Annotated in this window: 13 protein-coding genes; 6 read left to right on the top strand and 7 right to left on the bottom strand. The window is 48.7% G+C overall.

Annotated elements, in window-relative coordinates; all coding sequences use genetic code 11:
* Positions 1 to 43 precede the first annotated feature (43 nt).
* Entirely contained in the window at positions 44 to 3,511 is a 3,468-nt protein-coding gene (locus ACSFXJ_RS11810; protein WP_435925444.1) for a DUF4982 domain-containing protein, read from the top strand.
* Positions 3,512 to 3,575: 64 nt separating this feature from the next.
* On the opposite strand, the gene ACSFXJ_RS11805 is transcribed toward ACSFXJ_RS11810, so the two are convergent.
* The 6 genes from ACSFXJ_RS11805 to ACSFXJ_RS11780 all read right to left on the bottom strand — a co-directional run bounded on the left by ACSFXJ_RS11805 (position 3,576) and on the right by ACSFXJ_RS11780 (position 9,023).
* A complete protein-coding gene (locus ACSFXJ_RS11805) occupies positions 3,576 to 4,799 on the bottom strand; it encodes an MFS transporter (RefSeq protein ID WP_435925443.1) in 1,224 nt (407 codons plus the stop codon).
* 135 nt (positions 4,800 to 4,934) lie between these two features.
* Positions 4,935 to 5,477 (bottom strand): polymer-forming cytoskeletal protein, encoded by a 543-nt coding sequence (locus ACSFXJ_RS11800; RefSeq protein WP_435925442.1) that lies wholly within the window; start codon positions 5,475 to 5,477, stop codon positions 4,935 to 4,937.
* 144 nt (positions 5,478 to 5,621) lie between these two features.
* Positions 5,622 to 6,302, bottom strand: coding sequence for an MOSC domain-containing protein (locus ACSFXJ_RS11795; RefSeq protein ID WP_435925441.1), 681 nt, complete (start codon positions 6,300 to 6,302; stop codon positions 5,622 to 5,624).
* A 61-nt stretch (positions 6,303 to 6,363) separates the two neighbouring features.
* Positions 6,364 to 6,861 (bottom strand): hypothetical protein, encoded by a 498-nt coding sequence (locus ACSFXJ_RS11790; protein ID WP_435925440.1) that lies wholly within the window; start codon positions 6,859 to 6,861, stop codon positions 6,364 to 6,366.
* On the bottom strand, positions 6,842 to 7,984 hold the full coding sequence (locus ACSFXJ_RS11785) for a GIY-YIG nuclease family protein (RefSeq protein ID WP_435925439.1): 1,143 nt from the start codon (positions 7,982 to 7,984) through the stop codon (positions 6,842 to 6,844). The genes ACSFXJ_RS11790 and ACSFXJ_RS11785 overlap by 20 nt, the downstream gene beginning before the upstream one ends.
* A 25-nt stretch (positions 7,985 to 8,009) precedes the next feature.
* Entirely contained in the window at positions 8,010 to 9,023 is a 1,014-nt protein-coding gene (locus tag ACSFXJ_RS11780) for a phosphotransferase (protein ID WP_435925438.1), read from the bottom strand.
* 215 nt (positions 9,024 to 9,238) lie between these two features.
* On the opposite strand from ACSFXJ_RS11780, the gene ACSFXJ_RS11775 reads away from it, so the two are divergent.
* The gene (locus ACSFXJ_RS11775) at positions 9,239 to 9,865 is read left to right on the top strand and encodes a L,D-transpeptidase family protein (RefSeq protein ID WP_435925743.1); all 627 of its coding nucleotides are present in this window, start codon (positions 9,239 to 9,241) and stop codon (positions 9,863 to 9,865) included.
* Positions 9,866 to 9,938: 73 nt separating this feature from the next.
* On the opposite strand, the gene ACSFXJ_RS11770 is transcribed toward ACSFXJ_RS11775, so the two are convergent.
* Positions 9,939 to 10,982 (bottom strand): HD-GYP domain-containing protein, encoded by a 1,044-nt coding sequence (locus tag ACSFXJ_RS11770; RefSeq protein WP_435925437.1) that lies wholly within the window; start codon positions 10,980 to 10,982, stop codon positions 9,939 to 9,941.
* 171 nt (positions 10,983 to 11,153) lie between these two features.
* Between ACSFXJ_RS11770 and ACSFXJ_RS11765 the strand changes: the two genes are divergently transcribed.
* The 4 genes from ACSFXJ_RS11765 to ACSFXJ_RS11750 are packed head-to-tail and all read left to right on the top strand — an operon-like array spanning position 11,154 to position 15,363.
* On the top strand, positions 11,154 to 12,773 hold the full coding sequence (locus tag ACSFXJ_RS11765) for a spore germination protein (protein WP_435925436.1): 1,620 nt from the start codon (positions 11,154 to 11,156) through the stop codon (positions 12,771 to 12,773).
* Positions 12,770 to 13,972 (top strand): Ger(x)C family spore germination protein, encoded by a 1,203-nt coding sequence (locus ACSFXJ_RS11760; RefSeq protein ID WP_435925435.1) that lies wholly within the window; start codon positions 12,770 to 12,772, stop codon positions 13,970 to 13,972. The genes ACSFXJ_RS11765 and ACSFXJ_RS11760 overlap by 4 nt, the downstream gene beginning before the upstream one ends.
* Before the next feature lie 11 nt (positions 13,973 to 13,983).
* Positions 13,984 to 14,208 (top strand): hypothetical protein, encoded by a 225-nt coding sequence (locus ACSFXJ_RS11755; RefSeq protein ID WP_435925434.1) that lies wholly within the window; start codon positions 13,984 to 13,986, stop codon positions 14,206 to 14,208.
* Positions 14,209 to 14,223: 15 nt separating this feature from the next.
* On the top strand, positions 14,224 to 15,363 hold the full coding sequence (locus tag ACSFXJ_RS11750; protein WP_435925433.1) for a GerAB/ArcD/ProY family transporter: 1,140 nt from the start codon (positions 14,224 to 14,226) through the stop codon (positions 15,361 to 15,363).
* Positions 15,364 to 15,370: the final 7 nt, after the last annotated feature.

Raw genomic sequence — 15,370 nt, 5'->3', positions numbered from 1 at the left:
ATAATGGATGAGACAACATATGAACTTAAAGGAGCCCGATGTAATGAGCAAGAAACGAAAATTCAATAACGACTGGTTTTTCGTCAAGCAGCCGCTCCATACGGAATTCGGCGACATCACCGCATCATCCGTGGCATGGTCGCCGGTAACACTGCCCCACGATTGGCTTATTTACGACTCCAACAACCTGTACGAAACCGGGGAAGGCTGGTACCGCAAAACATTTACCTTGGAAAAGCCCGAACCCGGATCAATATTCGCCCTCCGTTTCGAAGGCGTATATATGGACTCCACGCTTTTCGTCAACGGTAAAGAAGCGGGAACCTGGAAATACGGGTACTCTACCTTCGAAATGGATATTACTCCATACATAAAGGAAGGATCGAACGAAATTTACGTCCGCGTCGTGCATGAGTCCCCCAATTCCCGATGGTATTCCGGGGCAGGGATTTACCGTAACGTCTGGCTGAAAACTTACCCGCAAACCCGCCTTGTTCCTGACGGCATTTACATTTCGACCCAAAAAGACGGCAACGCATGGAATGTGGAGATCCAAGCCGAAGTGGAATTTGGCGAGGAGGTTAAGGCGGCGGATTATGTGCTGCGACACAGCATTTTGGACGCTTCCGGAGAAGTGGTCAACCAAGCGGAGATTGGGGTTTCCCGAGATTCAAGCCGGTCGTTGGCGACCGTCCCCGCAAGTATCCGGGTTCAGGAACCGGAGCTTTGGGATATCGTTCATCCCTACTGCTATCAACTCCGGACCGAGCTGCTCGTAGACGGTGCCGTGACCGAGGAAGAAACGCAAACGTTCGGCTTTCGGACGATGGAATTCGATAACGAAAAAGGCTTTTTCCTTAATGGCCGTCACGTCAAAATCTTCGGCGCTTGCCAGCATCACGACTTGGGCGCCCTCGGCGCAGCCGTCAACAAGACGGCCTTACGGAGACAGATTGCTCTGCTGCAGGAAATGGGCGTCAATGCGATTCGCACCGCGCACAATATGCCTGCCGTCGAGCTTATGGAGTTGGCCGACGAAATGGGCGTACTGATCGTTTCCGAAGCCTTCGACATGTGGGAACGCAGTAAAACTCCATTTGATTACGCAAGATTTTTCCCGGAATGGTGGAAGCGGGATGTGGCAAGCTGGGTGCGCCGCGACCGGAACCGGCCGAGTATGCTGATGTGGAGCATCGGCAACGAAATTTACGATACCCATGCCGACGAACGCGGCCAGCAGGTGACGACCATGCTTCAAGACGAGGTTTGGGTCCATGATCCGAAACATAACGCGGTCGTCACGATCGGCTCCAACTACATGCCTTGGGAAAACGCCCGGAAGTGCGCGGATATCGTTAAATTTGCCGGATATAATTATGCGGAGTCTTATTATGAGCAGCATCACAAGGAGCATCCGGATTGGATCATCTACGGTAGCGAAACGTCTTCGACGGTTCAGAGCCGCGGGATTTATCACTTCCCGTTCTCCCAGCCGGTGCTGTCGGACGATGATGAGCAATGTTCCTCCCTTGGAAACAGCTCCACGAGCTGGGGTGCCAAAAGCACGGAAGCGTGCATCATAGCCGACCGGGATGCCGCCTACTCCCTCGGACAATTTATTTGGACCGGATTCGACTATATCGGGGAGCCGACTCCGTACCATACGAAAAACTCCTATTTCGGACAATTGGATACGTCCGGCTTCAAAAAGGACTCCTTTTTCATTTATCAGGCGGAATGGACGGATTACAAAGAGAAACCGATGGTTCATATTTTGCCGTACTGGGATTTTTCCGAAGGTCAGTTGATCGATGTCCGGGTATGCTCGAATGCGCCGAAGGTGGAATTGTTCTTTAATGAAATTTCGCAAGGCACCTTTGACATCGACCACGCCCATGGAACCAAACTTCTTGGAGAATGGAAAATCCCTTATACTCCGGGAGTTCTGCGCGCCGTGGCCTACGACGAGAACGGCACGCCGGTTGCCGAGGACGTGAAGGCTTCTTTCGGGGATGCTGCGACGCTTGTAATGCGCCCTGACAAGGATACCTTGACGGCCGACGGATCGGATCTCGTATTCTTGGAAATCTCCGCTATCGATGCGGATGGCCGTCCGGTGGAAAATGCGAATAACCGGGTTCATGTTACGGTAGAAGGTCCAGGCCGTTTGGTGGGGTTGGACAACGGGGACAGTACCGACTATGACTCGTACAAAGGAACGAGCCGCAAAATGTTCAGCGGCAAGCTGCTTGCGATCATCGCGGCGTCAACGGAATCCGGGGATATAATCGTACGCGCCTCTTCCAAAGGGGTGGCCGCGTGCGAAATTTCATTAACCGCCGTTTCCCGTCAAGACACCCATGATGAAGAAACGACGCTCTACGCTTATGTCGGTCAGGACGCCGTGCAATTAAACAAGCAGGAACAGGAACGTTTTGAGACGGAAATTCCCGTAAGAAAGCTGGAAATCGTCACATCCGAAGGGAATCAGCTGTCCGGCGACAAACGTTCTCTTCCCGTTCGGGTCAAGCTGCATCCGGAGGATGCCACGTACCGGGATGTCGAGTGGCGGGTCACCAATGCCGCCGGCGTGGACAGCAATGTCGCTTCCCTGGAAGTGAACGGCCATGAAGCGGTAATTACCGCGCTTGGCGACGGGGATATTTATTTGCGGTGCGGCACCAGGAACGGAGCCGATAAGATCCGCTTGTACTCCTTGATGGAATTCAACATTACCGGCCTGGGAGCGGCGCATCTTAACCCGTATGAATTCGTATCCGCCGGTTTGCACAGCGGGGCCAGCCGCAATCTGTCGAACGGCAATGATCGCGGCGTCGCCACCGAACGGGACCGTGAAAGCTGGATTTGTTTTGACAATATAGACTTCGGAAGCTTCGGCGCGGATGAAATCACCTTGCCGATCTTCTGCCTGGACGGCGGAAAGTTTACGTTCGATATTTGGGAAGGCGTTCCCGGCCAGCCCGATGCCGAACTGCTGATGACCGCCGAATATGAAAAGCCGTCGATCTGGAATATGTATCAGGAGGAAACATACCGTTTGCCGAAGAGGCTAAAAGGAATCACCTCACTGACCTTTATTCTGCAGAAAAAGATCCATCTGAAAGGGTTCCAGTTCAAAAAGCCGGTAAAAGCTTATGAGCAGCTTAGCGCCCTTGAACATAACCGCCTTTATGGCGATACGTTTACGCTGGCGGAGCAATCGATCGAAAATATCGGAAACAATGTATCCCTGGTATACGAAGAGATGGATTTCGGCGATACGGGAGCCACGAAACTCGTCATTTGCGGACATTCGCCGATCGACAAAAATACGATCAATATTCTGTTTAGCGGGACGGACGGCGAATCGAGACAGATGGTGGAATTTGCGTTCTCCGAAGGCTATTGCGAACGGGAATTCGAACTCGAGCGGATCACGGGGATTCGAACCGTATCCTTTGTATTCCTGCCCGGCAGCCGGTTTAACTTCAAGTGGTTCCAATTCAAATAAAGAAAAAGCGCGAGCAGCGGAATTCTTTCCGTCTCGCGCTTTCTTTTCATACGATGAATGCGAGTTAAAACGACTCTTGTACGGCGGCCGGTTTCCCTGCCTCAATCAACACTTTATTCCGGCCAAGGAATACCGACAGAATAAGGATGAGCGCACCTGTTCCGATCAACAACCATTCGATGGCGATGACGTCGGCAATCGGGCCGAAAATCAGCATTCCGATCGGCATCATTGACGTGGAGATCATCCCGAACACGCCGAAGATTCTTCCGAGGTAGCTTTCCTCCACCTTTTCCTGAACAAGCACGTTCGTCGGGGTATTAAATATCGGCATCGCCACACCGAACACAGCCATGAAGAACAAATAGATCCAAAATACGGGAACTAGGCCGAGAGCCAATGTACATGCCCCCATGATCAAACTTGCAAGCGTCATCGTCAAAACCTTGTTGGCAAAACCTCCCCATGCCGCAATGATTCCGCCCCCGGCCATCATGCCGATGGAAAAGGCGATTTCGATCGCGGTCAGCCGCCAATATTCATCCCCAAAGCTCCGCGTCACTTGCAGCGGCGTCAAAAAGGAAGCCGGAGCCATCAAAACAAAAAATATGGCGAAAAACAAAAACAAACGTTGCAAAAATACGTGTTCCTTAATGTACTTTAATCCCAGTTTAAAATCTTCCAGGTAACTGATCGCCTGACTACCGACCGCTTTCACATGAACCGGAATTTTGAAAAAGAGCAGCAGCGTCATAATCGCCATCGCGGCGGTGATAACGTCGATAAAGAAAATCGCTTCAATGGAAGCCACGGATAACAACCCGGCACTTACGATAGGCGCCACAAAGGTGATGACCGCTTGCAGCGTTCCGTTGATCCCATTCGCCTTCGTCAGCATCTCCTGCGGGACGATTTGCGGCAAGATGGCTCCGACCGCAGGGGTCTGTATGCCGGCGCCGAGAGCACGGACCGCGGCCATCACAAATAAAAGCCAGACCGCATCGTAACCAAGCAAGAACAAAATGGCGAGAATCAATGTAGCCAGTGCGATAAGCGCATCCGCCAGCATGATAAGAATCTTACGGTTGTAGCGGTCCGCCCAGACGCCCGCAAACGGTGACAATAAAAAGGTCGGAATAAAACCGCAAATAATATACAACGTCATCATAACGCCGGATTCCGTGGTCAGCGTTATGTACCACATGATCGCATATTGGACCAAAGCCGATCCGAACAGCGATATGGTCTGGCTGCCAAGGAAGAGAATCAGATTTTTCTTCCAATACATTGAACAAAATCCACTCCATTTCCCTTCGAGTGCCTTACCTGGAATATCATACAATATTATAAAGCTTGTTGGAAAGCTGCACGCATAAAAAAAGCAGGACGATCCAAGGATCTTCCTGCTTTAAGCTTTTAGCCGTTATTTTACTTCCGTTGCACCCGTTACTTTGCCGTCCATTTTTGCGCTAGCCTTTACATCCTCGTTCGCAAAGTAAACATTGCCGTCGACGGAAGCCGTTTCATGAAGATTGAAGCCGTTAGCTTCAACATAAACGTCGCCTTTCACGGTTCCGCCTTGGATGCGCAAATTCTCGCTTTGCACTGTCAATTTAGGTACTGTAAGTGTGTAACTAGCGGTAATATTGTGGTCAGCGTCTTGAGCGTAAAGCGCGATTTTGCGGTAGATATCTCCGTCCGCCGCACCTTTATCGTGGAATTCCCCGTTAACGGTGACATCCTTATCAATCGTAAGATCGTTAAGCACCGCGATAATCCATGTTCCTTTGTCGCTCACCGCGTTCACGAACGCATCTCCCTGATTAACGATCGACGCTGTCGTAACGACATCCGCCTGCTTGCCGTTATTCGCATCTTTCGCCGCATTGTCGTTGCTGTTACCGCAACCGGACAACAATGCTGCCGCCAATCCTGCTGCCAATAAACCTTTTACTGCTGCCTTCACAGGAATCTCCCCTATCTCTATATGTTTTAAATACAAAATCATTATATGTAATAGATAGGGGAAACTATGTGATTTTTATTACAATATACGTTCGTTTTTTCACAATACTCTTATTTCATGGACTTTCCCGCTATAGCATTCATTTTATTGCCCCGTCCGTCTTTCCTTTACGCTCACTTCCTGTCCGCCAAGCCGTTTGAGAAAAGTATTTCGCCAGCTTTCGGACAATTCCTCCACTTCGAGTATACTATGCATGCCATCCAAATTATCTTTCTCCCGGTGCATCATTTGATTGGCAAAGGCAAGCGTTACCGCTTGGGGATGGCGGGATACCAGTTTCATCTCCCCGTTCCGTGAAACCGTTCCTTCCTTCAGCACCCGGAAATAAAAACCCGTAAAGCCGGTCTCCTCCAGTCTTAGCGGCATCTCCGTATAACCGTATCTTGCCGCCAATTTGTAGCAGGGTTGCCGTGGTTGGCTGACTTGCACGACCGCTTCGCCAAGTTCGAAGATATCGCCGATGCAAACCTCCGACTCCAACAGCCCGCGGGTGGTCAGATTTTCCCCGAACGCTCCGAACTCCAAACGGGTATGCAGCTCATTCTCCCAAAACGAATAGTGTTCGTACGGATAAACGCAGACCGCCTTATCTTTCCCGCCGTGATGCTTCAGATCAGCCTGCTCGTCACCGTCAAAATTTAGCCGTGAAAGGTAAATGGGTTCGATTACGGGCTGTTTGAAAATGCCGCTGGCAATCTCCTTTTTTTGATACTTAAGTGGCTGTGGTTTTCCCGTATTAATTGAAACGATTTCGATGCTGCTCATATCATTCCCCCGGATCTATAAGAAGATTGTTGATAAGAGTATAATCGGTTTGAAAATAAATTCAAAGCTCCATGTCATCAACGAGCGGAATCCCATATAAACGAATCGCCGATTCAAGCGATTTGGTGAGCCTGCGAATTACTTCATATGCCGGTTCCAACGTATCCTCGATTCCATCGATAAAAAGATCGATATGGAATTTCAGCGACGTGCCCAATTGCCTTCCGAACGGAGAGTCGGGAGGAAGCGCAAAAGGCCTCATCTGAATTTGGGTTCCGCCTCGGGCGCAATCCCGTACGAACCAAGCGAGAAATTCAACAGAATGCATGCTTTCAAGCGAATAATCAATCATGACTTCAAATTGAATCAGAACCTCGTTTTCCATCCCGCCTTGAGTCCGCAACAGTGCCGCGTGCGGCAGGTGCGCAAATGGAGCGGAGCCCAAAATGTCCCCATCAATCGGCTCCAGATTATCGACGCCGCTTTCAATCCCCGTAATTCCTCTCAATTTCAAGATCGCTTGGTGAAAATCCTCGATTTCATTGGGATAATGATTCATGTGCGATTGTCCCTTCCATGTGCAAATGTGATTTCATTTGACTGACCAGCTCGTTGACAAGCTTCTTCAGGGTACATCCAATCTTATCCGTCTCCCCGTTCTCAACCCACTCGTCAGGAATCAGAGCATACTGGTCCGCTCTCCCATGCACATAATTGTAAATAATTTGAGCTTCGTCAATTTCATCCCGGGTGACTTCGTTATGAAAATATTCGCCTTCTTCCTGACGAAACCGGGTTGTGATCAGCCCGATAACCTCACTGACCAGCCGATCTGCAGATACATCCCCAATTTTGTACTTTCCGCTGAAGAGCACATGATTCCGTTTAATGAGAAAACATTTTACCGTACTTTCGCCCAACGGTTCAAAAAGTATGATATTGCGGCATTCCTCCGTAAAAACGATCACTTTTTCCTTGTTCAACAGAAATGTTAACGCATCAAGGCAATCCCTGTATTTGGCTGCCGCTTCAAAATCGAATCGTTCGGCCGCCGAAGCCATTCTTTGCTCCAACTCGGAATATAATCCGTGATCCCTGCCATCCAGAAGCGCAACAAAACGGTCTAAAATCCGGTCGTACTCCTTTACCGGCTCCCCACCTAGACAAGTCCCTATACACAAACCCAACGAATGATTCAAGCATGGCGAATGACCAGTAACGGATTGATTGCAGGATATCTTATAGCATTCCTGAAATCCTTGAACGGCCTTTTCGATAGTCCTCTTGTTGGCCGAATAGGGACCAAAGCAGTTCCAATTCTCCGCGTCGTCCGGACGATTCGTGACTTCAATTCGGCGTAGACCTTTGATGAACCTTATCACGATATAATGATAGGCAAGCGGGTTTTTCATCTTTTTGTTGTACACCGGCTTTAATTCATGGATCAGCCGGCACTCCAGCATAAAAGCCTCGAACTCGGTGTCCGTGACCCGGTACTCCAAATCTTTGATATTGCTTACCATACGTTTAACTTTATTCGAATGAGATTTGGAATTGTAAAAATACGACTGCACCCGCTGCTTCAAATTTTTGGACTTTCCGACATAAATAACTCCGCCAAGGGCATCTTTCATCAGATATACGCCAGGCGACGAAGGAAGGTCGAGCAACTTTGCTTTCAATAGTCCGAATCTCCTTTTAGATCATTCATGCCAGCCAGTCCAGCAAATATTCCCGAAGCACTTCGCGGATCCATGTCTCTTCCCGCTTCAGTTCATCCAGTCCTGCCGACAGCGTCGAAATTTGGGCACGCAGCACGTCCGGACCGTCTGTCCCATTCTCGAACCTGCTCAGAAAGTGGAGGAAAACATCGACTTTGCGCAATTTCAAAAGTACCGGAATCGCTGATATTTCTTCAGGTTCAAGGCGCAATTTGCTGCCGAAGCCTTCGCAAAATTCAGGAATGAGCTTTTTGCGGTCGGAATTGCCGAGCAAATCCGCGATAACGACCGCCGGTTCCATTGCCCGGACATCCCGCGTGCAGAACTCAAAATCAAGCAGCGCAGCGATCGTGTCCGGCCGCTCTTCCGCAACGAGCAGATTGGAAGGATTCAAGTCTCCGTGAACAAGCTGATGAGGCAGTTTTTTTAAGCGGTCAAGCCGAGATTCCACATCCTCATAGACCAATCCAATCTGCTGAATGGAAGGTTGCAGATCCCGAAATACTTTCGGCGGATTTTCGCAAAAATCCCGTACCGTTTCCGGTGTGCACGATGGATAGGATTGCTGCAATTCATAGTAAGGGCGGTAAGCCGGGGTCAAATCTGTTTTAACCCCGGCAAGCGCGGTTACCAGCGTCGCCGTCGCAACTCCAAAATCATGGGCTGCCTGAAAGCGGTGCCCTTCGGGCCGTCTGCCTTCGATATATTCAAACAAACATGCATATCGCCCACTTCCATCCTCCAATTGCATGATGGTTTCACCATCAGGCGTTCTCACGGGAACCGGGGTTTGAAACGGAAGCGAAAGATCCTTGAGCTTATCGAGGAGCTCATGCTCAAAAACGATCTTATCCCTGTCCCTATGCGTTTCATAAATACGCAGTACGCAACTGAGTCCTTTGTTTTCTACATAACGGGTCGTATTGTTCCAACCGCTGTCCCCTTTTCGGATATTTCCGTTCCAGTCCGGCCAAAAATGTTTGATCGTCGATTTTGACATTTAATCCTCTCCCGAGCTTACTGGGTGTTTAATCACTTTATCGTAACTAAAAATAGTATATAACAAAAACGATTCATCGGCATAAATTACAACTCTTGCGGGAACTCTTACGATTAATAAATCAATCTTATTCGGGGATGATGATGAATCGTTCGATACCTAAATCCAATATCGTTTATTTGATCGGAAGCTTGCTTCTTACCGGACTATTCGTCATGTCCGCTCCCGCGGATGCGCATCCTTCCATTCCAATTGTAGCCGACGACGGCGGCATCTCGATCGAAGTATATCCGATCAAACACAAGCTGATTGTGCGGCTTCACGGTGAGATTGTAAAGACCTATCCCGTTGCCGTCGGCAATACCTCCACTCCGACTCCCGTCGGGGAGTACAGCGTTATCTACAAAGGAAAAAACTGGGGCCCCTCATTCGGTCCCCGGTGGCTTGGCCTGAATGTGCCCTGGGGTTTTTACGGTATTCACGGGACGAATCGTCCGGACTCGATCGGGCAACATCGGAGTCACGGCTGCATCCGGATGAATAACCGGGACGTGCTTGAACTTTACGATTTGATTCCGGTGGGCACGAAAGTGACAATCTACGGGCATTTGCTCGGTTATCCGAACCAAGATCCCAGGGCATTGGCCGAAGGAGATGTCGGCGGAGACGTACAACTGGTTCAAACCCGCTTAAAAAGCGCTGGTTATTTCAAAGGAATCAGCAATGGCAAATTTCTCGGAGATACGACGGCAGCGCTTCGAAACTTCCAGCGTGACCGTCAATTACCGGTAGACGGAGTCGTGACAAACCGTGTTTACCTGGAACTGGGCTTGATTGAATGAGGCTGTTTTACGCGGATAACTTAAACTTAAACAACACCGGCTCGCCGCAATATTGCGGGAGCCGGTGTTGTGTTTACATATAGATTTCTTCGATAACGATGTCCCGTTCCATGGCCAAATCGCGAAACCGGTCTTTTACCCGTACAAGCGGCCGGAAAAATTCGCTCGGATTGTTCCAAACGATCGTGGCGGTTTCCCCGTTGCTCAATTCAGCCTGTTTGCCGATAAAATGAGGCAGCAGGTTGCGGGTAAGCGCTTGAACGACTTGCTCGTCCAGCTCTCCGAATCCCAATTCGTACACTTTGCGCAGAACGGAGAGCAGACCGATCCGTCCGCTTCCCCCGTTCGCGGAAGTCAATTCCACATATTGATTAGCGACGGCAACGATCTTGGCGTAGGGATGAATTTCTTCCTTTTTCAGTCCTTGCGGGTAACCAGTTCCGTCCTCCTTCTCATGATGTTGGAGAGCGACTAGTGCAGGCGTCGGATCAGACATCGAATCCCGTATGATTTCATATCCGTATCTGGTATGTCGCTTGAATTCGTCCCACTGCGCTTCATTCAAATGCTCTCCACGATTACGCAAATCCTGGCGCAGCCTGCTTTTACCGATATCATGCAAATATCCGGCTTTGCTTATTTCATAACATTCTTCCCGCGAGTATCCCAGCCAGGAAGCAATGTAGTAGGACAAAATACCTACTTTCATGGAATGATTATATAGGTTTACATCCTCCTCGCCCAAAGTGATCAGCAATTCAACGACATCTTTTTTGTAATCCATGATTTCCAGCATCGGCTGAAGCTTCTCTTCCACCATGGACCGATTGAATTTCCCCGTTGTTAGCGCCTCTAGAAATAACGCTTGGTAACCTTGAACGGTCGACTCGAAATTTTCCTTCAAACGCTTCGTAAAACCGCTTCTGTCCAATTGTGACAAAGGAAGCTTGTCCTCTCTCGGCTCGATATCGACATAATGAATGCTCTGTCTGATAAGTAATGCGATTTCTTCTTTATGTATGATCGTTCCTTTCGGAAGAACGTGCAGTCCTGCCTTGTTAAAAATATCGACTCTAAGGCGGTCCCCTTCCAGAAGCTCCATAATATGAGTTTTCACACGAATCCTCCTTTCTCGCGATGAACCGGGACTGTCAGCGCATCGTTAACATAAATATCGATGAAAAGGCTTCATTATTAAATAGTTCCAAAGTATGTATTTATCCAGAATAATTTTCCTTTCTTCCGCAAACCTTATAATGACATCTTTGATCGAAAGGAGGCGGTTCCTTTGCCTTTTTGGAGAAGACGTTTGCGTTCATCCCATGCTGGTGGAAGTTCACTGAAATCTTCATCAACATCCCAAAAGCCGGACGGACAACCGCCAAATACACTGCCGGAAAAGCATCAAGCCACGGAACCGGGACTATCCCCCCGCCTGGAATGGATTGAAAACCGGTTCAGCAATTCTTCGGATGTCATTTACCGCAGGTTTGCCCTCAGCTCCGGCGAAGAGTGCGTATTGATTTACATCCGGGGCATGATTAACCAGGAGGCCGCCCAGAATTTTATCATTCGGAGCCTTCACCGGGAATCCGAAGATTTGAAGAAAGAAGATATCTATCAAATTTTGTTCGAAGATAAATCGCTGGACGTCTCGACCAGCAAAATCGTGAACGATTTGAACGAAGGAATCCATGCAATTTTGGATGCCGGTGCTCTTCTCTTGATTGACGGCGATCCCAGAATGGTCACTTTCTCCATCTCCAGCTATCCCACGCGTTCCATTGATGAAGCCCCTAACGAATCCGTGATCCGGGGGCCGAGGGAAGCTTTTATCGAGGATTTGGAGATTAATTTAACGATGCTCCGCAGACGCCTGAAGAGTACGGATTTCAAAACAGAGGCCATAATCATCGGCAAGAATACGAAAACCGATGTAGTCATCACTTATATGGAAGGCATATGTAAACCGGAGCTTGTCAAGGAAATGAAACGAAGACTGTCCTATCTGGAGGTCGATAGTGCCTTAGGATCCGCTTATATCGAAGAAGCGATCGAAGACAATCCGTATTCCCCTTTTCCTCAAATTCAATATTCGGAAAGACCGGATGTGGTATCGGCTGCGCTGCTGGAAGGCCGGCTTGCCTTACTTCTGGACGGAACGCCGATGATGATCATCGTTCCCGTTACGTTGCCGATGTTGCTTCAATCCGCCGAAGATTACTTTCAAAGGTTCGTAGCGGCGACATGGATCCGGTGGATCAGATATTTATTTTTGTTTATTTCGCTGCTTTTGCCTTCCTTATATATCGCGGTAAGCACATTTCATCCGGAAATGATTCCGAAGCAGCTGCTGTTGACGCTTGCCGCATCCCGGGCGATTGTCCCGTTTCCCGCGTTCTTGGAAGCATTTATGATGGAGGTCGCTTTCGAGGCGCTGCGGGAAGCTTCCGTCCGGATTCCGAAGTCGATTGGCCAAGCCGTTTCCATCATCGGAGCACTGATCATCGGAACGGCGGCCGTGGAAGCTGGCATTGTATCCGCTGCTATGGTCATCATCGTTTCATTGACAGGGATTGCTTCATTCATCATCCCGCATTTTGATTTGGGGCTATCCTTCCGGTTGCTTCGTTTTCCGATCATGCTGCTCGCGACCATGTTCGGATTGTACGGCATCGCCTGCGGATTAATTTTGATCTATATTCACATGATCAATTTACAATCCTTCGGTGTTCCTTATTTATCCCCGATCGCTCCTTATTCGGGTAGCGATATGAAAGACACGATCGTCCGGGCGCCTTGGTGGACCATGCGGAAACGTCCGGACCGAACGACAAACAATAGCAATAACACTCGTCAAAAAAGCAATTCCCGGGGCTGGGTCCGGGAAAAGGACGGTAAGCCATGAAAACAACTACCATATTCGTAAAATTAGGCCTTGTTTTCTTGATGTTGGCCTGTGTTTGCGGTTGCTGGTCGTCCAGGGAATTGAATAACCGGGGCTTTACCTTCATCATGCTTGTGGATAAAGCGGAGAACGGAGGCGTGGAACTCACCCTGGGATTTCCTCTTCCTATCCGGATGACTCCCGGACAAGCGGGAGGAAGTTCAAGTCAGAGTGGGCCGCCCTTTTCATATATCACCAGAACCGCGGACAACATTAGTCAGGCTTTTCGGGTTATCCAATCCGATATCTCCCGGTCCATTTCATTCGGTCAAACCAGGAACATTGTCATCGGGGAAAAATTAGCGGAAGACGGGATCGATTCCATTCTGGAATTTGTCAACCGGCAGCCTGCCTTCCATCTTAGCGCCAACCTTTTCGTCATGGAAGGAAAGGTCACCGACATCAAAAAAACTCCTTTGGTGTTCGAACGTTTTATTTCCGATATTTTAAGCAGTTTTGTCGCCCGGCACTCAACGCTGGATACCACGGCCAAAGACTTCATGATGGCTGAATATTTGGGTGGCGATATCTTATTGCCCCTTCTCAAAGTGAATTCGAAACCCGAGGGTGAAGGCGGAGAATCGGAAAAAAATGAATGGCTTGCTTCAGGCGGGGCTGCCATCATGAGTGCGGGAAAAATGTCAAAATTAAAGCTGTCGGCTCAAGAATTAAGAGGTGCCCTTTGGATTAGCTCTCAGTTGGACACTTCGATCATCAGTATTCCCTCCCCTTCCGACGGCAAGGAAATTAGCGTCGTCGCCCAAGGGGTCGGAACTAAAATCAGACCCAAAATGAAAGAAGGAAAACTCAGGTTTCAGATCAACAGCACCGCCAAAGGATATGTGTTGTCATCCCAATCCGAAATCGATTTGAGAGACCCGAAAAAATTGTCCCAGATCCAAGACGCTCTGGAACAAGATATTGTAAAGCGATTGTCCCAGGTCATTGAGAAAACGAGAAAAGCCCAGTCCGACTCGTTTTTAATGAGCCAATACCTGGGCTGGAGATATCCGAAAACATGGAATCGATTGAAAAACGAGTGGCGCGAGTACTATGCCTCCGAGCTTCCCATCGACATCAAAGTGAATATTGAACTGAATCAGACCGGCGGGGCGTACCGTTCTACGACCCAGGAAACATCTAAAGAAAAATCGTTTTAGGAGGAAAATCGATGACTTGGATTGGATGCCTGTTCATTCTGATCATCCTTTATGACTGGTTTAGGCAACGTAGTCGCGGAGTGAGCCTGAAAGACCGGGGTATTGTCCTTACGATATCCGTCTTATTTTTCCTGTTGGCGGGTACACTCTATTACTTCAAAAACAAATGGAATATTCCGATCCTGTTTGAGGCGGTTGCTCAAACGGTTCAGTCCTGGATGATCGGGAGATTCTGATCCGGAGGAAGAACAATGAAAAAAAGCGTTACCTTGCTCCAAGTTTTTTCCCTTTACAATTTGCATATTTTCACAACGGTGATCGCTTTTTTGCTGGGGATGCTAATCACAGGGAGCGGATTCTCTACGCCGATCGCCACCGTGCTTGGAGCCTTTTTGACAATTTTGATGATTTACCCTTCCTACAAGGTAGGTTCAGCCCGGCCCGACGAGTTTATCACCGAATATGGGGGAGAATTGGTAGGCAGAATCCCCCATGCTTTCTTCATTTTATATATCGTCATGATTAAATTGCTGCTTTCGGCGATCAATTTGCGGGAAATGGCCGATTTTTTGCTTACGGAGTACTTAAGCGGCACGCCGCATTGGGCGATCTTGTTTATATTCTGCGTTTGTATCGGTTATGCGGTCAGATCAGGCGTAACCGTCATCTTCCGCAGTGCCCAGGGCATTTTTCTCATTAGCGCGTTAGCCTTCCTGCTTATCCCTATTCTTGCGATGCAGGAAATCGAATTCGACGCTTTGATCGCGCTGGTAACCCACCTCAATATCCGGGATCTGTCGACCGGAATCTATTTGAATATGGGCATGTACGGCGAACTTTCATTTCTTTTCGTCATGTATCCTTACTTAAAGGACACGAAAAAAGTATATCGAACATTCTTTATAACCGCCTTATCTTCCATCGCGATCATTATGTCACATATGATCCCGATCCTGCTCACCTTCGGCAAGGATCTTACCGCGAACCTTACATATCCGGATTTGGAGTTGATCCGTTTTATACGAGTAGGCTCCTATATCGAATCGATGGACCCGATTCTCATCATTTTATGGCTGACCAGTATTTACATTAAAATCTCATTTCTTATTTTTACGGCGGTCCTATGTATTGCACAGTTGACGGGGATTAAGGACCACAAACCGTTAACCCTACCGGTTATCGCATTTATCGGCGTCATGTCGATAGCGATTACCAGGTCCCAGCCGGAACTATCCGATTTTTTGTGGAACCTTGCGCCCGTCCTGGCTTTTGGCGAATTGGTCATTCCGGCCGTCTATTGGGTAATGATGATCATCAAAGGGAAACGGAAGAATAACAAGCCGCCTGCGGACCAAAAAGAAACCGCCGATCAAAAATCGGCGATTTCTTAAGTACATG

The sequence above is a fragment of the Paenibacillus salivarius genome (assembly GCF_051307165.1).
GTDB lineage: Bacteria > Bacillota > Bacilli > Paenibacillales > Paenibacillaceae > Fontibacillus.
This window is presented reverse-complemented; position numbering and strand designations above follow the sequence as displayed.

What these genes read in the sequence shown, in the direction of transcription:
- ACSFXJ_RS11810 (WP_435925444.1), top strand. Translation starts at nt 44, where the DNA reads ATGAGCAAGAAACGAAAATTCAATAACGACTGGTTTTTCGTCAAGCAG.
- ACSFXJ_RS11805 (WP_435925443.1), bottom strand. Translation starts at nt 4,799, where the DNA reads ATGTATTGGAAGAAAAATCTGATTCTCTTCCTTGGCAGCCAGACCATA.
- ACSFXJ_RS11795 (WP_435925441.1), bottom strand. Translation starts at nt 6,302, where the DNA reads ATGAGCAGCATCGAAATCGTTTCAATTAATACGGGAAAACCACAGCCA.
- ACSFXJ_RS11790 (WP_435925440.1), bottom strand. Translation starts at nt 6,861, where the DNA reads ATGAATCATTATCCCAATGAAATCGAGGATTTTCACCAAGCGATCTTG.
- ACSFXJ_RS11780 (WP_435925438.1), bottom strand. Translation starts at nt 9,023, where the DNA reads ATGTCAAAATCGACGATCAAACATTTTTGGCCGGACTGGAACGGAAAT.
- ACSFXJ_RS11775 (WP_435925743.1), top strand. Translation starts at nt 9,239, where the DNA reads ATGTCCGCTCCCGCGGATGCGCATCCTTCCATTCCAATTGTAGCCGAC.
- ACSFXJ_RS11760 (WP_435925435.1), top strand. Translation starts at nt 12,770, where the DNA reads ATGAAAACAACTACCATATTCGTAAAATTAGGCCTTGTTTTCTTGATG.
- ACSFXJ_RS11755 (WP_435925434.1), top strand. Translation starts at nt 13,984, where the DNA reads ATGACTTGGATTGGATGCCTGTTCATTCTGATCATCCTTTATGACTGG.
- ACSFXJ_RS11750 (WP_435925433.1), top strand. Translation starts at nt 14,224, where the DNA reads ATGAAAAAAAGCGTTACCTTGCTCCAAGTTTTTTCCCTTTACAATTTG.